Raw genomic sequence first — 23,118 nt, 5'->3', positions numbered from 1 at the left:
AAGTATCGCTGATGACAAAACCGATCAGAGTCATGACAGTGGATGATCATCCATTGATAAGGGAGGGGTTAGCCGCACTTCTGGCGGGTCATCCCGATATATCTATCGTGGGCGAAGCATCCGACGGCGATGAAGCCACGGTCAAATTTGACGAATTGCTCCCGGATGTAGTCTTGCTCGATCTCCAGATGCCAACGATGTCCGGGCTCGAAGCCTTGGAGGTTATCAAACGAAAGCATCCATGGTCTCGATTTATAATCCTCACCACCTACGACACTGAACAACTCGCGAGCAAAGCGCTGAATGCAGGCGCTCACGCGTACCTCCTCAAGAGTTCCGTCCGTCGTGAACTTGTAGATACCATCCATGCCGTCTTCAGAGGGCAGCGCCGGATTGCCGCAGACATTGCTGAAAGCTTGGCGGAGCACGCTGACGATGACCAGTTGACCCAACGAGAGGTAAGTGTGTTGGAACTCATTGCGGGCGGAAATTCAAACAGAGCGGTTGGTGAGTGCCTTTCGATCACAGAGGAAACGGTGAAGGGGCATGTGAAAAGCATCCTCGTGAAATTGACGGCAAAGGATCGAACGCATGCCGTCGCGTTGGCAATAAAACGAGGGATCATCGAAATTTGAGATGATCTTACCGAGCGCCGAAGGGAAGCGATCATTGGCACGCGGGCCCATGGTTTGAGCCAAAGCTCTCCGGTTCCAATGGGGGACCAACCAGGGAGCTTGCACAGTAGCTGCTGTCTCTGACGGGGCTTAAGTCTCTTGCGAGTACCCACAAGAGCGAGCTGTCTGAGGTCCAGCGTATTGAAGCTGTCGGTTCACTCTAGATTTAGCGACTACGCCGCAGCTGTCAGTACTGGCTTTCCGAGGAAAAATGCGTCGAGATTAGCAACGACAAGCGCTGCCATGCTGCTAAGCGCCAAGTCAGTGACACCAGCGATGTGTGGTGACAGGTACATGTTCGGCACATTGCCCCAGCGCCCCAGGGAGACAGGTTCCTCCTGAAACACGTCCAGCGCCGCAGCACCAAGTGCGCCCTGTCGAAGCGCTTCGACCACTGCATCTTCATCCACAAGTGATCCCCGGGCTACGTTGATGAGGACGCCTCGGGGGCCAAGCGCGTTAATTATTCTTCCGGAGATCAAGCCGCGATTTGCTTCGGTGGCGTTTGCGGCAACCACAAGCACGTCGCTCCAGCCCGAGAGTTCGATAAGATCTGATGCTTTCGGCCAAGAAACGTAGGGGTTATCGTGCGGAGCCCACCATGAGGTCACCATGCGCATAACATCTGCGCGACGTGCAAGCGCTTGTCCAATACTGCCGAGCCCTACAATCCCGAGGTGAAGACCAGAGATGGAAGTTGTCATCAGCCGCTTTCCCGATTGCCACTCGCCATCCTGAATCCAGCGACTGCCGATGGAAATTTTCCGAAAGATGTTCAGGATCTGCCCGATCGTAAAGTCCGCCACGTCCTCGTGATTTACGTTCCGGGCATGGGTGACGATGATACCGTGCCCGCGCGCCCAGTTGACGTCAACGCCGTCGTAGCCTGTGTTGAAGCAGGCGATGAGGCCGAGGTTCGGCATCGCATCACAAACGCTCTTGTCGAACGGGCGGCTTCCGTCGACAATAACTGCGCGCGCAAGATAAAGGCCAGGATTCGGCGCCGTGCCGAGTTGGACAAGGCGATACCTCGTCCCGATCGCCGCTTGAAGAAATGGCGCGAGGTTGGGGTCCGCGATAGCCACCGTCTCTTGACGATTTTTGTACATCGTTATCACCGTTTGCCGATATTTGCGGTCTGAGCGGCCATTGGAGCAAAAGCCGAATTGATCGGCTGCACGCCGACCTTTTGGCTTCCGCTCGCTTCTTCGAGTATGTCTTTGGCGTGACGGGATGCCGCTTCGTGAATCCTGGACCTTAAACACGCTCGCTTTCTGCAACTGGCGAATGCTCGTCCTCTCGGATCTCAGTGTTCAAACACTATCGCGCTTTTCCGAGCGTCGATGTTTCGCTGCCTACAAACCAAGCTCTTGGAACGGCATTGAAGCGAAAGTGAACAAGGATTTCGAGTTAAAGGATGTGAAAAGGAGTAACGGTGTCGTTGGTTGATGAGGTTGGCAGCGGAAAGTGGTGCGCATTCGCATCCGTTGCCCGAACGCCGGATCTATTATCGTACCAGGTAAAGTTTACGCTCACTGGCGGTCATGCCGGGCTTTTACAGTACTAAACACCATTGCACACCACTTTACTTTCGCCGGATGCCTGTCCGAGTTATCACCAGCGAACCCGGGCTGCTCTCGCACTTGCTTGAGCGCCTTTCTTTGGAGCAAGTGTGCAATGTTCACAGAACTTGAATGGCCCCCACTCTCGCCAATCCATACAGGTTTGCAGGGGCTATGCCCCCGCTGCGGACAAGGCCATCTCTTTCAGGGATTTCTTACGCTGCGGAGGAAGTGTGAAGTCTGTGATCTGGACTATTCCTTTGCAGACCCCGCCGATGGACCTGCATTTTTCATTATGATGTTTGGGTGCGTTCCGTGCATGATTTTCGCAGTCTGGTTTCAAACCAAGTTTGAGCCAGCGCTTTGGGTACATTTGGTCACGAGCATGCCGCTCATGCTTGTGACTTGTTTGCTACCTTTGCGGCCTGTCAAGGGATGGCTGGTTGCAAGCCAGTACTTTCACAACGCGCACGAAGGCACGATTGATAGGGACTGGGACAGCGGGAATTCGACGAACCAATGAGCTGGCCTAGATTGCGCGCAACAGAATGGCGAGCGCCCCAACGACGCTTATCGTTCAAATAAGCCATGCTCAAAATGAGCTTTTTGACGAATTGCAGACCTCCAGCATTGGCGGTCTCGAAGTTAGAAGTGGAGTCGGACATGCAAAGCCCCATCCAGCTCGACATTTCTCGCCGTGACTTGCTGATTTCCTCGGCCGCTGCCGTCGCGGTCACCGGGGTCGCCGGAGGAGTGGCGGCCCAGTCAGCGGAGGATGAAGCGGCTTACACATCGAAGGTCTCGTTTACGGTCAATGGCCAAAACCGAGACCTCGACATCGACAACAGGACGACGCTGCTCGAGGCATTGCGCGAGCATCTTCATCTGACGGGCACAAAGAAGGGATGCGACCACGGACAATGCGGCGCTTGCACCGTCATCGTCGACGGCCGTCGCCTCAACTCTTGCCTGACGCTCGCGATCATGCGCCAGGGCAACGAGATCACCACGATCGAGGGTCTCGGCAAGCCCGGTGACCTTCACCCAATGCAGGCAGCCTTCGTCAAGCATGACGGGTTCCAGTGCGGGTACTGTACGCCCGGCCAGATCTGTTCCTCCGTGGCTGTGCTCGAGGAAATCAAGGCAAACATCCCGAGCCACGTTACAGGCGATCTGACAGCGCAGGGGACGGCCACAGCGGTCGAAATCCGGGAGCGTATGAGCGGCAATATCTGTCGCTGCGGCGCTTACTCCAACATCGTCGATGCCATTGTCGAAGTCGGGGGGACGAAAGCATGAAAACCTTCACCTACGAACGCGCAAAATCCGCCGCGGCCGCAGCTAAAGCCGCCGCCAGTAACCCGAACGCCAAGTTCATCGCCGGTGGCACCAACCTTCTCGACCTGATGAAACTCCAGATCGAGACGCCGACGCATCTGATCGATGTGAACGGCCTTGGCCTCGACAAAATCGAACTCACGAACCAAGGCGGGCTGCGCGTCGGAGCACTTGTGCGCAACACGGACCTTGCCGCCGACCGAACGGTCCGTCGTGATTACGGACTTCTGTCCCGAGCAATCCTGGCTGGAGCGTCCGGGCAGTTGCGCAACAAAGCGACGACGGCAGGCAACCTCCTGCAGCGAACGCGCTGTCCGTATTTTTACGATACGAACCAGCCGTGCAACAAGCGCCAACCCGGCAGCGGCTGTTCGGCGATCGGTGGTGCGACACGCTCGCTCGCAGTCATAGGGACCAGCGATGCCTGCATCGCTACGTATCCGAGCGACATGGCAATCGCCATGCGCGCTTTGGACGCTGACGTCGAGACTGTGAACGAGAGCGGTCACACCCGTTCCATTCCGATCGCCGACTTCCACCGCCTGCCTGGGGATACGCCCCACATCGAGACGGTACTTGAGCCCGGCGAGTTAATCACGGCCGTTACGCTGCCGCCGCCGATCGGAGGCAAGCAAATTTACCGCAAGGTTCGAGACCGCGCCTCCTACGCTTTCGCCCTGATTTCGATCGGTGCAGTCATTCAACCCGATGGGACGGGACGCGTCGCTGTCGGCGGAGTTGCCCACAAGCCCTGGCGCGTCGAGAAAGCCGAAGCGGAGCTGCCGAAAGGGGCGCGGGCTACCACAAATATCCTTATGGCGGATGCCCATCCGACCGAACAGAACCGTTTCAAGGTGGACCTCGTCGAGCGCACGCTTGGCGCTGTCATTACCGAGGCAAGAGGTTGAGCCATGCAGTTCGATAGGCCAGCAACAACCAATCCGATCGACCAGCTTAAAGTCGTGGGCCAGCCGATCCCGCGCATAGACGGCCAGCTCAAGACAACCGGCAGGGCGATGTATGCCTATGAATGGCATGATCCCAAAATGCCATATGCCTACGGCTATCCGGTTGGCGCTGCGATCGCCAAGGGCCGCATCAAGTCGATGGACGCATCTGCCGCGAAGAAAGCACCCGGCGTGATCGCCGTCGTGACCACACTTGACGTTGGCGACCTCAAGAAGGGAAAATTCAACAACGCCAAGCTCTTCGGCGGCGACGAGATCGAGCATTACCACCAAGCGATTGCGGTCGTGGTCGCCCAGACGTTCGAGCAGGCCCGTTCAGCCGCCGCTCTAATAAAGGTTGACTACACGAAGGAGAAAGGTGCCTTCGACCTCAGGCAAGAGATGCGGGCTGCCGTTAAACCCGAAAAGCAATTTGATGAGCCGGACACTGCTGTCGGAGATTTTGACGGAGCTTTCAAAGCTGCGCCAGTTACGCTTGATGAGAGCTATGCGACGCCCGACCAATCCCATGCGATGATGGAGCCGCATGCTTCGATCGCGGCGTGGGACGGCGATGAACTGACGGTGTGGACCTCGAGCCAGATGATCGACTGGTGGCGGACAGACCTCGCGACGACCGTTGCTATCGACAAGGAGAAAATCCACCTGATGTCGCCGTTCATCGGCGGGGGCTTCGGGGGCAAGCTTTACCTGCGCGCCGACCCCGTTCTTGCTGCTTTTGCCGCTAAGGCCGCAGAGCGCCCGGTCAAGGTGGCCTTACCCCGCCCTCTCGTCATGAACAACACGACTCATAGGCCAGCCACAATCCAGCGCATTCGCATAGGGGCAGAGCGAGACGGCAAGATCACGGCGATCGCGCATGAAAGCTGGTCCGGCGACCTTCACGGCAGCCGCCTCGAAGGCGCAGTGGCGCAAACGCGGCTCCTTTATGCCGGAGCCAACCGCATGACGGCGATGCGGCTGGCGACCCTCGACCTGCCGGAAGGCAACGACATGCGTGCACCTGGAGAAGCGCCGGGACTGATGGCGCTTGAAATTGCCATTGACGAAATGGCCGAAAAGATCGGCATCGATCCGATTGAGTTCAGGATCATCAATGACACGCAGGTCGACCCGGAAAAGCCGGAACGGCCGTTCTCGCATCGCGATCTGGTCGGCTGCCTGAAACTCGGGGCGGATCGCTTCGGCTGGAGCGAACGTCGTCGACCGGGATCGAAGCGCGAGGGAAACTGGCTCATCGGCATCGGCGTCTCCGCCGCCTTCCGCAATAACCTCGTGCTTGCCTCTGGAGCGAGGGTCCGGTTGGACAAGGACGGGATCATAACTGTCGAAACCGATATGACGGACATCGGCACGGGTAGCTACACCATCATTGCGCAGACGGCCGCCGAGATGATGGGCGTCACGGTCGACAAGGTCGGCGTCCGCCTTGGAGATTCGCGCTTCCCGGTCTCGGCAGGGTCTGGCGGACAATTTGGTGCGAACTCTTCCACATCGGGCGTCTACGCAGCCTGCGTCAAGCTGCGCGAGGCCATTACCCAGAAGCTCGGTTTCAACTCCGACGACGTGAGCTTCGAAAATGGCACGGTTCGCTCCGACAACAGATCGGTTCCACTCACCGAGGCCGCAGGTTCGGAGGTCCTCATCGGCGAAGACACGATGACGTGGGGCGATCTCACGAAGACCCACCAGCAATCGACATTCGGTGCACACTTCGTCGAGGTCGGGGTCGACGTCGCCACCGGCGAGAGCCGTATCCGCCGCATGCTCGCGGTCTGCGCTGCCGGCCGGATCCTCAACCCGATCACGGCACGCAGCCAGGTTATCGGGGCGATGACCATGGGTGCGGGTGCTGCGCTGTCCGAAGAGCTGGTCGTCGATACGCGTCGCGGCTTTTTTGTGAACCACGATCTCGCCGGCTACGAGGTGGCGGTCCACGCCGACATCCCGCATCAGGAGGTGATCTTCATGGACGAGACCGATCCGATGTCTTCGCCGATGAAAGCCAAGGGTGTGGGTGAACTTGGCATCTGCGGCGTTTCCGCAGCGATCGCCAACGCTGTTTACAACGCGACCGGCGTGAGGGTACGTCATTATCCGATCACGCTAGACAAACTGATAGGCGGCCTTCCCGACGCCGCCTGACGCGATGACCCGGCAAACCACTGTCGCAAACCTGAAGAGGATTTGCTTTGAAGTTACACATTGCTGACGTTTGCATGCCGACACCGATACGAGCTGCGGCGACGGACGATCCGGGCGAAATTCTTCGGTTTGCCGAAGAATGGTTCCAGCCGCACTGGCAACGCATGTCGAAATTCGCGGCGGGCAGCAAGGTCCCTCGGGTCGCTAGTAGCGATCGAGGCGGACGGGCGTTCTGCGGTTATCTCTCCGGCGGATGTGTCGAGGCCGCAGTCACTTCCGAGGCTCTTCTTGCGATGGCGGAAGGGCCGAGACCAAATAGTGAGTTTCGGCGACGGCTCATCCTCCTTCGACATCATTTTGCCCTGTGGCGGAATTTCTGTAGCAATCCACCTGGTGCGCGATGTCGGGGCTGTTCTAAGCGGGCTTGAACGCCGCGATGTTCGCCAACAAGCAGCACTTGTGTACAGTCCGGCTTCGCAAACGAAACTGATCGCCAATCAACGCCTCTGCGGTCGGGGTAATATTTGCGTCTGGGATGACGTGAAATATCTCTCTTTTCCCTAGATGTGAAATCACGGTTCCGGCGTCTTTGCAGGACATTACAAGTCTTCACACAAATATCTTCCCGGTTCGTGTTTTATAGATCGTGGTCCGAGGCATCCCTTGGATGGACGCTTCGCGGAGAAGCTTCTCAGTCAGCGATACCGGATCTCACCAGCGAGCCTCGAGAACGATGTTCATCGATGGACAATGCGACCGCGAAACGCCTCCTAAAACGACGGGCTTTGACCCGCGGGAGTTGATGATGAAGATGGTCTGGTTCAAGCAGAACAAATCTCCGACCAAGCAATCTGCCAATCTGACAAATGTGACGGTGTTAGTGCCAGCCTTTCAAGAACGCACGACCACACATGTTCCGGTCAAGTCGCTCATCATTCCGGCGTTAGCGATCTTGATTGCAATTCTGGCCGTCGCTGGCGCTTCGTTAAACTGGGATTCGTGGATCGCCAGCCGAACTGTGCAAAAGACCGACGATGCGGCGGTGTACGCCGATATGTCGACGATAGGTGCTCGTGTTAGCGGCACGATCGAAGCAGCGTATGTCGACGATTATGCCAAAGTGGCAGCCGGAGATGTGTTATTTTCGATCGACCACGTCCCCTATGAAGTGGCGGTGCGCTCCTCTCAAGCAAAACTCGAAGCCGCACGCGCGCAGCTCGCGAACAACGCAAATCAGCGCGCCTTTCAACTTGCGCAGATCGATGTGGCCCTTGCCCAACAGCAAGCTTCGATCGCTGATGAGGTAGAGACAAACCAAGAATTGCAGCGGCAAATCCGGCTTGGGAGCGACGGTCGTGCAAGCTCGATCCAAAATCTTGAAAAGGCGACCGCCGCTCATGCGCGGGCGCTTGCGAATTCCAAAATGAATGAAGCGACAGTCGCTGCTCAGCGGGCTCAGCTCGACGTGCTTGCAAAACAGCGAGACACGCTAAGCGCAGATGTCGACGCGGCCTCAGCTGAACTTGCCGCTTCCGACCTCCAACTCAGCCACAGCTACGTGCGTGCGCCATTCGATGGCGTCGTTGCAAGGCGCAATGTGCAACTTGGTATGTACGTGACGGCTGGAACGAGCATGATTTCCATCATTCCGCTGCCTCACGTGTACGTGCTCGCGAACTACAAGGAAAACCAATTGGCGAACGTGCGAGAAGGGCAACCCGTCGACGTCTCCGTCGATATGTTTCCCGGACAGGTTCTTCGCGGCACCGTTTCGAGGATCGCACCTGCGAGTGGCTCGACGTTTGCGCTCCTCCCGGCTGATAACGCGTCCGGCAACTTCACGAAAGTCGCGCAACGGCTGAGCGTCCGCGTCGAACTCGATCCTACTCAACCGTATTTCGAACGCCTTCGCCCTGGCATGTCCGTCGTCACGCGAATCCTCACCCGGAAATAAGGGTCAAAGGAGGACGTTATGTTAGCCAAACTTCCGTCCCAAAGCGACCGCTCCCGGCCGATATTGGTGGTCATTGCCGTGTTGATGGCAGCGTTCCTGACCGCTTTCGATGTCCGCACGGCAAGTATCGGCTTGACCGACCTGCGCGGGGCTTTCGGTTTGAGTTTCGACCAAGGTTCGTGGCTTAGCACATTCGCGACGGCCCCACAGGTTCTCGTCGCTCCATGCGTTGCCTGGCTGGTTACGGTGTTCGGCGTCAAACGAGTGATGACGGTGCCAACCTTCGTCTATGCCGCCATATCCATTACCATCCCGTTTGTCCAAAGCTTCGAGGTCTTGCTGCTGATGCATGCCGCAAGGGCGGTTCTTCTCGGTATTTTTGTACCGGCTACCCTGATGACGGCTTTTCGGAACCTCGACAGCGAATACTGGATTGTGGCGCTTGCTTCCTACGTCGCGAGAATTCCCATCGCACAGAACCTCGGCGTCTACACCGCCGGCAGCTACACCCAAACGATAGGATGGCACTGGCTGTATTGGCAGGATGCTTTCATTGCACCCATGATCGGTATCCTCCTTTGGTTTGGCGTGAGATCGGTGGAGATCAATCGGGACCTCCTAAGGCGCGCAGACTGGGGTGGCATGGCACTCTTCGGCGTTACGCTGACGATGCTCTACGTTGCACTGGACCAAGGCAACCGATTGGATTGGTTTCGATCTGGTTTCGTAGTGTCAATGTTCATCGCGTCCGGATTTCTGGCATTGGTCTTTTTGTCGCATGAGTCCCTTGCCAAAGACCCCTGGGCGCATCTCTCTGTGATGTTTTCGCGCAATATTGCTTTGAGCTTCCTGGCAATTTTTGCATTTATGGTCGCCAGTCTTTCAAGCTCGTTCCTGGCGCCGAACTTCCTGATTTCCGTAACCCATTTACGCCCAGAGCAAATCGGCAACTTTTCCGCTCCCTATGCCATATTGCTGCTTGTTTGTGCGACGGTCGGAGCGGTGATGCTCGTTCGGACGATTGGTCCGCGCCTCAGCCTGATCGCCGGTTTCACATGTTTTGCTCTATCCTCGTGGCTCGGCACTTCACTGACCAGCCTTTGGGCAATACCCGAGTTCGAGATGATCGTTGTGCTGCAGACAGTCGCTGAAGAACTAACCTTCTTGGCCGCTGTCATAATGATACTGAGCCGCGCTGACCCTGCTCGTGCGATCGCCCTCTCCGCCTATATCCAACTTCTCCGGCTGATATGCGCTGAAATCGCCACGACCACTATGGCAACCTGGATTAGGCAGCGCGAACAGCTGCATTCGTACCTACTCGGGTTGCATGTTACCAATGGAGCGTCGGATTTGAGTTCCACATTGACCGCACTGGGTTCTGGTTCGGGAACAAGCGCTTCTCAACTGGATTCCGCAAGGCGGGGCGTTGGGCTGCTTGCAACAATCGTGCAACGGGAAGCGAACGTCCTGGCGTACATCGATGGCTTTTGGATTGCGTTTTCAGCGGCGATCGTTGGGATGTGTACGGTGGCGCTCATGGCGCGTGCACCACCGCATCCACTAACGCAGCGCGGTATGTAGCCCACCACCGAGTGAATGCTCTGCTCCGTGTGAATCGGCACCGAAGCTTGACCCCCGGACAAACGGCAGCAAGTGCATGACTTTGCAGGCAAAATCACGATCCGGGCAGGGTCATCATCGGCGCCGATCGTGACCCCAATCGATTTCCATTTCGTATCTGTAAATCAAGGCCTTACTCAGTAGTGACAAGGGGGCAACCTTCGATGCTGATTCACAGTCAGCTAACGGTTGCGTCGAAACGACAGGCGTGAAATTGACCGATGTCCGCTTCGGGGCCGACTCCCGACGAACGCCTCAGCCGGAAAGCGCCAGGAGCAGTCGCTTTGGTAGCTCGCCAAGAATGCGAGTTTCAGCCATTTCGAGACGTTCGTTGGAACCCATGTGTCTACCGTTCAAACTGACTACGGCAAGGTACACTCCGGCAAGTGAAAGGGCTTTTCCGCCTTCGCCAAAATATCGGGCTTCGCGCAGGCTGGAAATTCTGCAAGCCGGAGGGCTTCGACGATGCGCTGGCGTTCGGCATCGCTCCACCCCGAAGAACTTACGATTCCCTGGATTGTCAAGTCAGGGAACCGTTTAAGAGCTTCCTTCACCGAAGCTTTTGCGTCCTCGGTGCGGCCCACTGCAGCCAGTGCGCCCGATTTCAACGCCCAGTGAACGCCTGACATACTTTCTGGAGAGGTTCGTTTGTACATACCGACCGCTTCTCCATACCGGCCCGCCATGAAATAGGCGACTGCGAACGGCCGCACACTCCACATGGGAAAATTCGGATTGAGCCGAATCGCCTGGTCAACCATCTGAGCTCCCCGTTCGGGCTCGCCCAGTGTGGATGCCCATCCGAGATAGAAGGTTAAAATTTCGAACTGGTTTGGGCCGAGGCGCAAGGCTGTTTCGAATTCCGCCTTGGCGCGCACAAACTCATCGGAATCGGCAAGACTAATGGCATACACTGCATGCGCCTCGGCATCGCTCGGATCGAGCTCTACAGCGCGACGCGCCGCCCTGGCGGCCAAACTTCGATTCTTGTCAGCCTCGACTCCGAAGTTGGCCAGCCAGTCATGAGTATGGTGCAGCTCGACCCAAGCGCGAGCAAGCCCTGGATCCAGTTCGACTGCGCGCGTGAGCAGCCGCAAAGCCTCTTCGACATCGGGCCTGGTGACACGTTCCAGCCGTTCGGTGCCGAGGAGATAGAGCTCATAGGCGTTTAGGTTCTCAGGCGGCCTTCGGTGCGCCGTGAAGCGCCCGGCTTCCTGAATCAGGCCTGAGCCACCCCCAAGGCGATTCGAAAGCTGCTCGGAGATTTCGGTCTGGATGGCGAATAGATCCTTGGCCGGCCGGTCCCAGCGCTCCGACCAGAGATGTTTTCCTGTTTTTACGTCGAGAAGCTGTGCTGTGACCCTCACCTGATCTGCCTCGCGTTGGATTGAGCCTTCCACCACAAAAGCCGCGTCGAGTGTCTTGCCCACTACGCTCAGGCTGGTGGGCTTATCCCGGTATTGATCAGTCGAGTTCCTGGCGATTACCTGAAATTCGGGATACCGCGCCAGATCAGTGATGATATCTTCGGTCAGACCGCTGGCTAGGCGCGCGGTCGCCTCGTCGCCGTAGCTCTCGAACGGCAACACCGCTACCGTGGGCTTGCCGCTCACCGTCGATGTCGGCCAAAACTGCCAGATAGACCCGACCACGGCTAGAAGAAGGGGAAGTCCCACTGCTCCTGCCAAAACCCAGTTTGACGGCGATGGCAATCGCGGTTTGCGTCTGACTTGTCCTTCAATGATGACACGGAATGCACGCACCGGTTCGACAATGTTCTTCACCCTCTGTTCGCCCATCGGCTCGAATCCGAAGGGAAGCTTCTTCTCAACCTCCCGCGCAACCTTGCCGGAGACACAGATGCCCCCGGGCTCCGCCAGTTGTTCAAGTCGCGCAGCAATGTTGACCCCTTCGCCATATCGGTCGTCGCCATCGACAATCAACTCGCCGAGGTTGATGCCGATCCTGACCTGAATCCGCTTATCTTCTGAAACAGCAGCGTTCCGTTCGGCCAGCCCGCGCTGTAGCGAGACGGCACATTCAACAGCGTCCACGACACTGGCGAATTCGGCGAGCATCCCGTCGCCCATCAGCTTGAAGACGGAGCCGTGATGGCGGCCGATCTCCGGCTCGAATAGCTCCTTGCGCCCGGCGCGAAGGCGCTCAAACGTGCCCGCCTCATCGCGTTCCATCAGGGCGGAATAGCCCACCACGTCGGCAGCGAGAATTGCGGAAAGCTTGCGGTCCATTTGTTTGACCCCCGCCCGAATATAGAATTTGTCCCGCTGAAAGGGAACGTCAGCTCTACCGGGAATGCCGCTTTTCCGTTCCATTTGCGACGTTCAGGTCTGGCAGAGGTGGGCCGACAGGCGACACAGCTTCCCGACGCCACTTCCGGTTCGCGCCAATTGCTGGCGTTCAGTCCAGAGTTAATCCAGCCCCGTTCAATCGATGCCGAATACGCTCTGAATTCGGAGAGGTTGATACCGCCTCAATAAGACGGCCTATATTCCCATGCAGAACTGCCTGGATCACTGGGTCTATTTCTTCTTCAACGCTCCGAAGGGCTGCTTCATTCAGTCGACATTGAAGGCGCTCATGCAGAATGAATTCCAATATTTTGTGCCGCAGTTGACTGCCCTGAAGGGCCTCGAGATCGGGCTTCTTGATGTACAATTCAAAGCTATGTGTCAAAAAGCCTGAATCGACCGGGAGCGAGAGAACCAAGCCAATGTCATCCTCAAAGACGCTGAGCTCCCATCCTCGGCCAAAGAGTTTTCTACGCAATTTTGTCACCAGCTACCCCAAGCTGCTTTGATAATGCTCTAAAAACGTGACCGTCCGCAATGGGTCGATAGAAGCCTTTGAGCGCATATTACACCACCGAGTAATTCCACGGGAGGAGTTCTCCTATCCGCTCTGCTTGTGGCCACTGACGATGGCGGTGAGCGTGCTCGTTAAATACGCAAGTGGGTCGACGGCGTTGAGCTTGATGAGGTGGATGGCTCCCTCTTCCGGCGCCATAGTGAAGGAGCGGTCACGATGATCGCTCTAACAGGGAGATGTCATCCATGAACGCAGTGACGACGATTGGGCTCGATCTGGCTAAACGAGTTTTTCAGGTTCAAGGGGCGGATGCAAAGGGCCGCCCTGTCCTTCAGAAGAAGCTACGCCGAGGAAGTGCTCAGCTTCTTCGCCAAATTGCCGCCTTGTGTTGTCGGAATGGAGGCATGCGCCTCGTCGCATCACTGGGCACGCGAGATCCGCGCTCTCGGCCATGACGCCCGAATGATCCCCGCCTCGTACGTGAAGCCCTATGTCGCGCGGCAAAAGAACGACGCAGCAGACGCTGCAACCGTCTGCGAAGCAGTCACGCGACCGGCAGTTCGCACAGCTCCGATCAAGTCGCTAGCGCAACAGGCGTCTCGCGTCCTGCATCGCACACACGAACTTCTTTCGCGGCAGCGTGTTTCGCTGATCAATGCGATCCGTAGTCACATGGCTGAGTTTGGTGTGATCGCGCCCGCTGGTACTCAACATGTTGGCTCGCTGATCCAGCGGATATCCGATCCGAAAACGCCGATCCCAGATGCGGTTCGAGCGCCGCTAGGCATCCTAGTCGATGAGTACGTCGCCTTGAACGCGCGGATCAATGCTCTCGAAGCGCAGATGCGGAAGAATTGCCGCGAAGAGCCTGAATCAGCCAGGTTACTCAGTATTCCAGGCATTGGACCGATCACCGTCAGCGCCATATTGGCTGGAGTACCGGACATCCGCGGCTTTCGATCGGGTCGCGACTTTGCCGCCTGGCTTGGACTTGTGCCACGCCAGAACTCGAGCGGTGGCAAAGAGCGGTTGGGTCGTATTACCAAGATGGGTGATCGCACCATCCGACGTCTCCTAGTCATCGGCGCGATGTCGACGATACGCTGGTCGCGGAGTAAGCAGAACTTCGCTCAAAGTTGGCTGGGGCGCATTATCGCCCGCAAGCCGATCAAGCTCGCCGCCGTTGCCTTGGCAAACAAAATGGCAAGGATCATTTGGGCGGTGATGACGCGCGAGGAGACTTATCGAGCGGCATAAGTATCTATCGCCAGGATCAGGCGGATCCTGACGGTGGTGGTGCAACGGCGCTGAATGGAAAGATGACGCGACAGTTGTTAGACGAGATCGGGACACCCAGTAGACTTGTAGGCGCTTAGAGCGCGTGAGCTTGTTATGGACCCGGTCCGCGGATCTCATCTGGGCCGGCGGCCAGATATGCCGCCTTAATGTAGGCCGGACACATGCAAGCCGCCGACTTTCGCGCATCAGTCAAATAAGCCTCTTGCATCACGGGAGCCATCCACACATGCAGGTCTCAATGAGGGAGGCGATGGTCGCCCAATTCTCGGCTCCAGCATCGTGTCCGGCGAAGAGCGCATTCTTACGATTGAGGGCAATGCCCCGTTCATTCTGCCCATGTCGGGGATGACGTCGAGGTCTATTACCGCTGGCATCCGTATTTCGGCCAGAGAGTTTCTATTTGCCGTGTCGAAGAACGAGCGACAGGCCGGTTTCTAAAGGTTTTGGTGCCGACAGGTGTCGTCATCGCGATCTCAGGGTGGATGATTGATCCTGTGGTGTGCGGCGGCATGACCATGGGAACGCCACGCGTCGATCTTGCGGCGCTAGTCGAATTGAACAGGCTGGTCTCTGGCGGCACCATAGCGGCACTCTTCCGAAGTGGACGTAGAATCACTCAGGAGGACCATGATGAGATCCCGCGATACGCTGGTGCCGGCGTCGGGCCGGCAGCTCGACCTGATATTCAAAACCCGGACGCTCGACGGACTGAGCGACAAGGATCGCAAGAAGGCGGTATCAACTCTGGCTTGCCTGCTGATGCAGGCGGCCGGTCTGGTCGTCGAGGAGCTAAACGATGACCGGCACTGATTTGATGCCGACGGCGCTTCTCGCTCGTAAGGCCGTTGTGTATGTACGGCAGTCCTCGCAATCGCAGGTCATGACCAATCTTGAAAGCCAGCGACGGCAGTATGATCTTGCTGACGTTGCGCGACACCACGGCTTCAGTGACATCGAGACCATCGACGACGACCTCGGGCGCTCTGCCAGCGGAACGGTCGCCCGCCCCGGCTTCGATCGTCTCGTTGCGCTGCTGTGTGCCGGTAAGGTTGGTGCCGTCCTATGCTTCGATGCATCACGGCTCGCACGCAACGGACGTGATTGGCATCATCTGCTCGAACTTTGCGGCCTTGTTGAAGCCCGCGTCATAGACCACGACGGTGTCTACAATCCATGCCGCCCCAACGACCGTCTGCTATTAGGCATGAAGGGCAGTATTAGCGAGTTTGAATTGGGCGTGCTGAGAGCCCGCATGCTTGATGCCGCCAGATCAAAAGCGCGCCGTGGCGAATTGCGGCTTTCCGTTCCGTTCGGCTACATTTGGCATCGTGAGGCCGGGCTTGGGCTGGACCCCGATCTGCGTCTGCAAGACGTGATCCGATCCATATTCGCCCGCTTCCATGAGCTCGGAAGTGCGCGTCAGGTGCTGCTGTCGATGACGAAAGATCAGGTTCACTTCCCGCGTCCGTCGGATGAAGGGCGCATGACCAACTTCGTATGGAAGCCAGTACGTTATCGCAATGTGATCGGCATCCTCAAAAACCCTTTCTACGCGGGTGTCTACGTCTATGGAAAGAGCGAGAAGCGGACTGCCATCGTCGATGGACGGGCTCGGCGCAGTTACGGGCACGGCAAACCCGTCGGCACTTGGGAGGTGATGATCCGGGACCGCAATCGGTGCCGAGCCAGTGTGGGTGATCTCGACGAACTTGCGCCGTGCATGCGCCCAACAATAGGCGAGCTGAATGTCGGGACCAACGCGATCCGGTGCGAACAAGCGATTATATCCCGCGTAGCCATCCATGCCAAGCACCGCGACCAGTCCCGCCCCCATCTAGCAGATGAGCGTCACCGTTCCAAAGAGCATTGCCCAGCGCGTTCCGTCCATCGACGTACTCCTGTGTCCAAGCTTCCAACCTCCAGGTCTGTGTCTCGCTTCCATCTGCGAGGACACCTACGATAGCGGGTGTAGGCCGGGCTACCGTTTGGACTTTCGAACGACCCCTGGTGGGACGGCAGTTGGCTCTTCAGTTGGTGACGAGGCCTCGCCGTCTTCCGTGAACCCGTCCCCTCCGGACGTGGCGGCGACATGTCCGTCTTCGCCCGGGGTCGAGGTCTGTGGAAGCTCCGGATCCTTGCCTTCCAGTTCAGCCGCGGCTTCATGCCAGTGACGCTCGTGCTGTCCTTCGGGGCGGCCCTGGCGCTCCCATTTTTCGCGTGCCAGTCTTCTAACTGCTTCCTCGCGATCATCTTCCATGATTTCTCCTCCGATAAGTTATTGGGAGCGAACTCGGACCGCACGCGTATGTTCCTGCAAAGTTCGGAACATTCGGAAGCGCCTGTGTTTGAAGTCACGAACACGAGGAGATTTCCATGTCGGACAACGAAACCCACGAAGTTTTAGTAACTGGGCTAAAGAACGCACACGCGATGGAGAACCAGGCTCTGTGATCATGAAGCCCCAGCTTTCCAGGATCGAGAACTGTCCGGAAGTCGCCGCGAAGCTTAAGCAGCACATTCGGGAGACTGAAGGACAGATCTCCGTATCGAAGAGGTTATCGACGGACTGAACGAGGATCACTCGTCGCTCAAGGACAGGTCGATGGAAAGCAGCGACAAGGCTGAGGGTGCACTGAAGCCGCCGTCGGAAGCCGAAGTCGACGCCATGCTCGACGCCGAAGGAAAGGCTTCTCTCGACAAGCTCAAGAGTGCCTCTGGCAAGGCCTACGAGAAGGCTTACATCCGGCGCAGCTCGAAGGGCACAAGAAGCTTTTGACGATCCAAGAGGACTATTTGGGGTAGGACAGAACCGCGAACACCTGAGCGTCACGAAGCTTGCACGCGGTCAGATCAACGAGCATATCGACCACCTCGACATGCTGAAGTCGAAGGTCGGTTAACAACGCTCACGAGCCGGAGCGAGTAAAAGCGGGCGTGGTGTTTGAGCCGCCCTGTTGGTTCGGCGAGTACTGAGCGACCGGGCCGCCGCAGATATTGGAACAGCCGCCCCGGAGTTCCCACGATGAAGGGCGTGCCGCCAGAACACGGTTGCGGCGGCCCGCGAATGGAGCGGATGAGCGAGAAACTCTAACGCCCAGTCGTCCGAATGCATCGCCAACGAGAGCTGAAGGCATGCTGTTTCTGCGGAAGTGCCAATCAGGACGGGAACCTCTGCGCAGCTTTAAGGTTGGGTTGCCGTAACTCGCACCTACGGAGATAACGATGTTCCTAAAAATCCTCTCAGTCTCAGTACTTTCGCTGTCGCTTGGCCTAGCAACGATGGCTGTCGCACAGCAATCCGGTAATAATAGTAACGGCTCGGGCTCATCGAGCGGCTCGGGCTCGTCCAGCGACTCGGGCGCGTCTAGCGGGTCTGACTCCAACAACGGCGCCACCGGCACCAACAATAGCGGTGCTGGCGCATCGAACGACGGTGGCAACGCAAGTGACTGCAATGGTCAATCCACCTCGAAAAACACCACCAGCATGAAGCAGGACAAAGCCGCCAATCCAGCCGCCTCCTCGAACTGTAACTGAAACAGGCAGAGGCAGCGACATTCCTGACGCTGCCTCGCGTTCGGCGTTAGACAGAGGAAGCTCAAAGAACAAAACCGCCGGTGGCAACCGCGTTTGGCCGATGCGAACCAATCCCCCGGTGAACACTATCCTCTGGTCGGCTGCGATCGGGGTGGCGGACTGGCGGACGAGAAGCGATACCATGTGACGGTCGACGCTGGCGATACGTAGCAGGTCATCGACACCATGACGAACTGCCAGCAGCCTCGAACGGCAGGGAATTTGTCCGGCTGGGAAAAAGGACGCCCAAGACCTCCTCGCGGACGAACTCAATGCCTGCGAGGCTGACGGCCGCGAAAGCCCCCTCCCGTAGATACCCCCGGCCCAGGCCGCGATTGCGGAACCATTTTTTGCAAAAAAGCGTTCCCTCGCTGAATACAACCGTTTGAACTGGAGATCTCATCATGGGTCGTGGCATTCTTCTTTGGCTTCTGGGCGTTCCCCTGCCGATCATCATCCTTCTCGCAATCTTCGTACGATAGTGCCACGAGGGCTGTGACCACGGGAGCTACCCCTGTCATCCAAATGGGCCGATCGTCGGAGGCGCTGGCGTGAGCCCATCGTATCTTCCTCTCGCACCTGCGCCGACCACCACGGCGTTGCCATGGTCAGGCGAGAATGCATAGCCTTCTCCGGACCACCGACCCTGGTTTCTAGTCAGGCGGTTCTCGCCTCTTGGTCCGCGCGTTTGTGAATTCAGGAACAGTTGGAGATCGGCGTCGTTATCGTTATTGACAATGGAGATCAGAATGTCGAACGTTTCAAAGATAGGTATCGACGATATCAACAACGCGACCAATCCGAATACGTTTGGGCGCTCGATGGAAAGCAAGGCGCAGATAAAAGACGCGGCTGCGAAGGGCTCCACTTACGCGGATGGCGAGCCCCTAAGGATCTATCGCCTGGAACCGATCGCCGCGCCGGAGGACCCCCGCTGGGCCAATTCACCGGGACATGGAGTAGTCATCGTTGCAGCACGGACGACTGGAGATGCCCGCATCGTGGCCGCGAGCCGCGAGCTTGATTTTATGGAAATCGATGCGGCGCCCGCCGATGATGTGACCACGGCCAATGCCAGTGCCTTCCGCGACGAAAAGCTCTATACCGTGATCGAAATCGACCGTGACCGCACCGACGTCGCGAGAGGCGTGCTTGAGGGAAACATCTCAGTCGACACAATCCGACCTGTGCAGCCTGATTGATCAGCGGCAATACCCGCATTGTTGGCCGCCAGCTACTGATCTTTGGCGACATCCGCGCGTTATCTTCCTGAACAATAAAGATTGACCGGGTGGAAGATAGCCGATCAAGAACGACAGCGGCGAAGGCTCCCACGAGGGCATCACTACTTCATCGACCGCTCGCTGGTGGCGATTCATGACAGGATGGCTTCGCCCACGAGCGGCGGTCCATCGTTCGAGAGCATCAGACTCTCAATGATAGTTCGCCTCGTACAACCGTCCGTGGGCGCATGGAACCTAGTACGAGGCCGGATGTTATCCGCCCCCTAATCAGTAGACGTCCCTCGAGCTGCATGGACTTTCGTCATGGTATCGTATTTGGCAGCGCCCAACAGGCTGCGGCGCATTGTCGTCATCAGCGATTTCCAGGATGGGAAATCGGAAGCCGGGGACTTGCAGTCCGTGCGCCAATTTCGGGAACAATGGCTTGCAGGGCAGCGTGGAAGCATTCCACACGCTCCGCACTTGAGGCAGGCGGTTGAAGTCGTCGGCGGCTACCTGGAGCGGCTTCCCCTTGCGGCAGTCCGTGGCGGGCTTGTTGACTGTGCTGAGATTTGGACACATTGGCGTGGCGAGAAACCGCCTCTCGACCAGCCTAGTACTAGCCAGTTTCTAACTCGTCGCGCCTTTCGAATGAATGGATCAGCAGCGCCGCACGCTTCGAATGACATGCTCGGCCATCTTTCGGCCTTTGGGCCGCCATCGATCTTGTGCGTGTGGGGCCTCGGCGTCAGTGAAGACGTGCTGTTAGCTTGCCAGGACAGTTTTAAGATCTATAATTCGATCGACGCACCTGCCTTACGCGTGCCCTTCGAAGTAAGTCGGCATTTCGACCTTATTCTTACAGGCTCCGAGTGGCAGTCACAGATAGTGCGCTTGCGCCATCCGACCATCCCCACCGCGATCATGCCGATCGGGCCCGAATTCGCCTCCGAGTTAACATTCAAGCCACTGGGCCTGCCTAAGACCCATGATGTTATCTACGTTGCCGCCGCGCAACCTTACAAACGGCACGACATTTTGTTTGAGGCTCTGAACAAACTGCCTCGCTCTTTACGCACGATCTGCGTCTGCGGCTACGGCGAGATGATCGACATTTTGCGCCGGCAAGCCGATGAACTTAGGATCAATGTCGACTTCATCGATCCACCGGGAGTGCCGTTCGAAGAAGTGAACCGGCTTATGAACCAAGCGCGGATCGGGGTCGTCTGCGGCGTCGACGATGGCGCTCCTGCTATCCTAACGGAATATATGTTGGCCGGAATACCGGTCCTTGCCAATAGCAAGCTGCGCTGTGGTCTACAGTACATTACACCAAGAACGGGTCTCATGGCTCCGGCAGAGAACTTTCATGAGGGAATCCGCGACATGCTGGCACGGCATGAGACGTTCGCTCCCCGCGAGGTTGTCCTGGCAAACTGGACGTGGCCACATACCATCCGGAAACTGAAGCGCATTATTTCTCGCTCTTAGGCGGATAATTGGCAGCAGTGGGAACTTTTGCGCTGATCTGGAGTTCGCAGGCACTTCTATCACGAGGTGCTCAACGAATATGCTCAATTCTGTCCCGCAACCGTCTGACCACACTGTATTCCTCGACGCGCCTCTAATCTGCTTCTCGCATTTGAGATGGGACTTTGTTCTTCAAAGGCCGCAGCATTTGATGCAGCGCTTTTCACGAGAGCGCCAAGTCTTCTTTTTCGAGGAATTCATACCGACAGACCACCATCTCGCCTACCTGGAAATCCACCCATTTGAAGGCACAACGGTCAAGTCGATCCGGCCGCGCATCCCCCATTGGTGGAGCGAATCCGAACGCGAGTCCGCGCTCAGCCAGTTGCTTGACGAGCTGATCGCACTTCAAGGAGGCAGGCGTCCGATCCTGTGGTTTTATACGCCGCTGATGTTCACCTTTGCGGCACATGTCGATGCGGTTGCAGTTATCTATGATTGCATGGACGAACTGGCGAACTTCAAATTCGCGCCGGCGAATCTGAAGAAGACGGAGACGGCGCTGATGGCCCATGCCGACGTGGTCTTCACCGGGGGGGCCAGCCTCTACGAAGCGAAAAGAAACCAGCACGACAATATCCATTTGTTTCCGTCGAGCGTCGATACCCATCACTTCGCCGCCGCCCGCGACCAGTTGCGCGAGCCCGCCGATCAAGCAGCGATCCCTCGGCCACGTCTTGGCTATTATGGCGTGATTGATGAAAGGCTTGATCTCGACCTTATCCGCTTGGTCGCGTCGTCCCGACCTGACCTGTCCTTCGTGTTTTTAGGACCAGTCACAAAAATCTCTCTCGATGAATTGCCACGGGCTTCCAACATCCATTATCTCGGTCAGAAGGCCTACACCGACCTTCCCGCTTATCTCTCGGGCTGGGATGCTGCACTCATGCCATTCGCGCTGAACGAGGCCACGCGGTTCATCAGCCCGACGAAGACCCCTGAGTATCTGGCCGCAGGATGTCCAGTGGTCGCAACGCAAATCGTCGATGTCGTCCGCGGTTACGGCAAAGTACCAGGTGTGTTCTTGGCCGAGGGCGCCGAGGCTTTTGTGGACGCGTGCGATGCCGCGCTTGTGATGGCACGCTCGGATGGCGCGTGGTTGGCGCAAGTAGACGAGATCCTCGCCCAGTCCTCCTGGGACACAACCTTCCGCAGCATGTCGACGCTTGTAAGACAGGCCGCCTTTCAAACAACCGGCCCTGTCGCTCCCGCGGCGACGGTGGGCGCGCGTGCGGTGTGCCATTCAGCGCCGAAAGCTTACGACTATGTTATCGTAGGGGCGGGATTTGCTGGTTCGGTTCTGGCCGAGCGCCTGGCCGTAGAGAGTGGCAAGACAGTTCTCATATGCGACCGGCGGCCCCATATCGGTGGGAACGCCTATGATCATTACAACGAGGCTGGCATACTTGTTCACAAATATGGGCCTCATATATTCCATACAAATAGCGAGGATATTTTCGCCTATCTTTCCCAATTTACGGCGTGGCGACCGTATGAACATCGGGTGCTTGCCCAAGTCGGCGACCTGCACCTTCCCGTTCCGATTAATCGCACGACGCTGAACGCGCTCTATGACCTCGATCTCACAAACGAAGCTGCCGCAGCGCGCTTTTTAGCCGACCGTGCCGAGCCATGCGATCCGGTGAAGACAGCGCGCGACGTCGTGATATCGCAGGTAGGCTCCGACCTCTACCGGACATTTTTTGAAGGTTATACTCGCAAACAGTGGGGGCTTGATCCGTCGGAGCTTGACCGATCGGTGACGGCTCGGGTCCCGACCCGCACTAGTACGGACGACCGGTACTTCCTGGATAGCTTCCAGGCTATGCCTCTAAACGGTTACACGCGCATGTTCGAAAGAATGCTGGACCACGAAAACATCACGGTCATGGTCGGCACAGATTTTGCCGATATCAAGCGCGAAGGGCTTGCAGATCATACCATTTTTACAGGCCCCATTGACGAATACTTCGACTATCGATTCGGACGTTTACCGTATCGTAGTCTGGAGTTCCGCCACGAGACGCATGATGTCAGACGACTGCTTCCGGTGGGAGTCGTCAACTACCCCTCCGAGGATGTGCCTTACACCCGCATTACGGAATATAAACATCTGACCGGACAGGTGCATCCGAAAACGAGCATTAGTTATGAATACGCGCGTGGCGACGGAGATCCCTATTATCCCATTCCACGCCCAGACAACCAGGCGCTTTATAGGCAATATGCTGCACTGGGACAGGTGCGAAACGACGTAACGTTTGTTGGGCGGCTTGGCACCTATAAATACTACAACATGGACCAAGTTGTCGGTCAGGCACTGGCGACGCACCGCCGCTTGCAAAAGCGCCATGAGACAACCAAAGCGCTTGCCGATGCTTAACTTGACGAGAAAGCCCC

The 23,118-nt window shown here is 57.4% G+C and carries 17 protein-coding genes and 6 pseudogenes; 17 read left to right on the top strand and 6 right to left on the bottom strand.

The genetic code is table 11. The annotated features are described in order from the left end of the window. Positions 1-11 precede the first annotated feature (11 nt). On the top strand, positions 12-635 hold the full coding sequence (locus FHT86_RS04960; RefSeq protein WP_133705776.1) for a response regulator transcription factor: 624 nt from the start codon (positions 12-14) through the stop codon (positions 633-635). Positions 636-847: 212 nt separating this feature from the next. Here FHT86_RS04960 and FHT86_RS04955 read toward each other — a convergent pair whose 3' ends face one another. Beyond that, positions 848-1,939 (bottom strand): NAD(P)-dependent oxidoreductase, encoded by a 1,092-nt coding sequence (locus tag FHT86_RS04955; RefSeq protein ID WP_133705775.1) that lies wholly within the window; start codon positions 1,937-1,939, stop codon positions 848-850. Positions 1,940-2,351: 412 nt separating this feature from the next. Here FHT86_RS04955 and FHT86_RS04950 point away from each other — a divergent pair, with 412 nt between their 5' ends. The 7 genes and pseudogenes from FHT86_RS04950 (at position 2,352) to FHT86_RS04920 (ending at position 10,225) form a co-directional block, all read left to right on the top strand. Continuing rightward, positions 2,352-2,759: a DUF983 domain-containing protein gene (locus tag FHT86_RS04950; protein WP_133705774.1), complete on the top strand. Its 408-nt coding sequence runs from the start codon at positions 2,352-2,354 to the stop codon at positions 2,757-2,759. Between the two features lie 128 nt (positions 2,760-2,887). Further along, a complete protein-coding gene (gene paoA / locus FHT86_RS04945) occupies positions 2,888-3,535 on the top strand; it encodes an aldehyde dehydrogenase iron-sulfur subunit PaoA (protein WP_409527567.1) in 648 nt (215 codons plus the stop codon). Continuing rightward, positions 3,532-4,482: a xanthine dehydrogenase family protein subunit M gene (locus tag FHT86_RS04940; RefSeq protein ID WP_133705772.1), complete on the top strand. Its 951-nt coding sequence runs from the start codon at positions 3,532-3,534 to the stop codon at positions 4,480-4,482. The genes paoA and FHT86_RS04940 overlap by 4 nt, the downstream gene beginning before the upstream one ends. A gap of 3 nt (positions 4,483-4,485) precedes the next feature. After that, positions 4,486-6,687: an aldehyde oxidoreductase molybdenum-binding subunit PaoC gene (gene paoC, locus FHT86_RS04935; RefSeq protein WP_133705771.1), complete on the top strand. Its 2,202-nt coding sequence runs from the start codon at positions 4,486-4,488 to the stop codon at positions 6,685-6,687. 74 nt (positions 6,688-6,761) lie between these two features. Next, a pseudogene (locus tag FHT86_RS37845) lies at positions 6,762-7,170 on the top strand (XdhC family protein); the annotation flags it as partial. A gap of 250 nt (positions 7,171-7,420) precedes the next feature. After that, a complete protein-coding gene (locus FHT86_RS04925) occupies positions 7,421-8,641 on the top strand; it encodes an HlyD family secretion protein (protein ID WP_246779394.1) in 1,221 nt (406 codons plus the stop codon). 18 nt (positions 8,642-8,659) lie between these two features. Beyond that, entirely contained in the window at positions 8,660-10,225 is a 1,566-nt protein-coding gene (locus tag FHT86_RS04920) for an MFS transporter (RefSeq protein WP_133705769.1), read from the top strand. Positions 10,226-10,626: 401 nt separating this feature from the next. On the opposite strand, the gene FHT86_RS04915 is transcribed toward FHT86_RS04920, so the two are convergent. The 3 genes and pseudogenes from FHT86_RS04915 to FHT86_RS38790 form a co-directional block, all read right to left on the bottom strand. Beyond that, positions 10,627-12,513: an adenylate/guanylate cyclase domain-containing protein gene (locus FHT86_RS04915; protein ID WP_133705768.1), complete on the bottom strand. Its 1,887-nt coding sequence runs from the start codon at positions 12,511-12,513 to the stop codon at positions 10,627-10,629. Between the two features lie 169 nt (positions 12,514-12,682). Next, positions 12,683-13,060: a hypothetical protein gene (locus tag FHT86_RS04910; protein ID WP_133705767.1), complete on the bottom strand. Its 378-nt coding sequence runs from the start codon at positions 13,058-13,060 to the stop codon at positions 12,683-12,685. 79 nt (positions 13,061-13,139) lie between these two features. Further along, positions 13,140-13,267 (bottom strand): annotated as a pseudogene (locus FHT86_RS38790) (transposase domain-containing protein); the annotation flags it as partial. Positions 13,268-13,335: 68 nt separating this feature from the next. On the opposite strand from FHT86_RS38790, the pseudogene FHT86_RS04905 reads away from it, so the two are divergent. The 3 genes and pseudogenes from FHT86_RS04905 to FHT86_RS04895 all read left to right on the top strand — a co-directional run. Then, positions 13,336-14,347, top strand: a pseudogene (locus FHT86_RS04905) (IS110 family transposase). Positions 14,348-15,019: 672 nt separating this feature from the next. Then, positions 15,020-15,199, top strand: coding sequence for a hypothetical protein (locus FHT86_RS04900; protein ID WP_133705766.1), 180 nt, complete (start codon positions 15,020-15,022; stop codon positions 15,197-15,199). Further along, a pseudogene (locus FHT86_RS04895) lies at positions 15,186-16,064 on the top strand (recombinase family protein); the annotation flags it as partial. The gene FHT86_RS04900 and the pseudogene FHT86_RS04895, both read left to right, overlap by 14 nt. On the opposite strand, the pseudogene FHT86_RS04890 reads toward FHT86_RS04895, so the two are convergent. Next, positions 16,059-16,202: pseudogene (locus FHT86_RS04890) on the bottom strand (transposase); the annotation flags it as partial. The pseudogenes FHT86_RS04895 and FHT86_RS04890 overlap by 6 nt on opposite strands. Positions 16,203-16,367: 165 nt before the next feature. Beyond that, positions 16,368-16,646, bottom strand: a complete 279-nt coding sequence (locus FHT86_RS04885; RefSeq protein WP_133705765.1) for a DUF2934 domain-containing protein — start codon at positions 16,644-16,646, stop codon at positions 16,368-16,370. A 116-nt stretch (positions 16,647-16,762) separates the two neighbouring features. On the opposite strand from FHT86_RS04885, the pseudogene FHT86_RS04880 reads away from it, so the two are divergent. From FHT86_RS04880 to glf, 6 genes and pseudogenes are all read left to right on the top strand, one after another. Beyond that, positions 16,763-16,994: pseudogene (locus FHT86_RS04880) on the top strand (ferritin-like domain-containing protein); the annotation flags it as partial. After that, positions 16,992-17,165 carry a DUF4142 domain-containing protein gene (locus FHT86_RS37840; RefSeq protein ID WP_246779487.1) on the top strand — a complete coding sequence of 58 codons (174 nt, stop codon included), beginning with the start codon at positions 16,992-16,994 and terminating at the stop codon, positions 17,163-17,165. The pseudogene FHT86_RS04880 and the gene FHT86_RS37840, both read left to right, overlap by 3 nt. Before the next feature lie 446 nt (positions 17,166-17,611). Beyond that, the gene (locus tag FHT86_RS04870) at positions 17,612-17,926 is read left to right on the top strand and encodes an oxidoreductase (RefSeq protein ID WP_133705764.1); all 315 of its coding nucleotides are present in this window, start codon (positions 17,612-17,614) and stop codon (positions 17,924-17,926) included. Between the two features lie 788 nt (positions 17,927-18,714). Continuing rightward, positions 18,715-19,167 carry a hypothetical protein gene (locus FHT86_RS04865; RefSeq protein ID WP_133705763.1) on the top strand — a complete coding sequence of 151 codons (453 nt, stop codon included), beginning with the start codon at positions 18,715-18,717 and terminating at the stop codon, positions 19,165-19,167. Between the two features lie 345 nt (positions 19,168-19,512). Continuing rightward, a complete protein-coding gene (locus tag FHT86_RS04860) occupies positions 19,513-20,679 on the top strand; it encodes a glycosyltransferase (protein ID WP_133705762.1) in 1,167 nt (388 codons plus the stop codon). Between the two features lie 190 nt (positions 20,680-20,869). Beyond that, the gene (gene glf / locus FHT86_RS04855) at positions 20,870-23,101 is read left to right on the top strand and encodes a UDP-galactopyranose mutase (RefSeq protein ID WP_246779393.1); all 2,232 of its coding nucleotides are present in this window, start codon (positions 20,870-20,872) and stop codon (positions 23,099-23,101) included. The last annotated feature ends 17 nt before the right edge of the window (positions 23,102-23,118 follow it).

Source organism: Rhizobium sp. BK313, from assembly GCF_014193655.1.
Taxonomy (GTDB): Bacteria; Pseudomonadota; Alphaproteobacteria; order Rhizobiales; family Rhizobiaceae; genus Rhizobium.
Note: the sequence above shows the minus strand (reverse complement) of the source record. Positions and strands in the feature narration are given on the sequence as shown.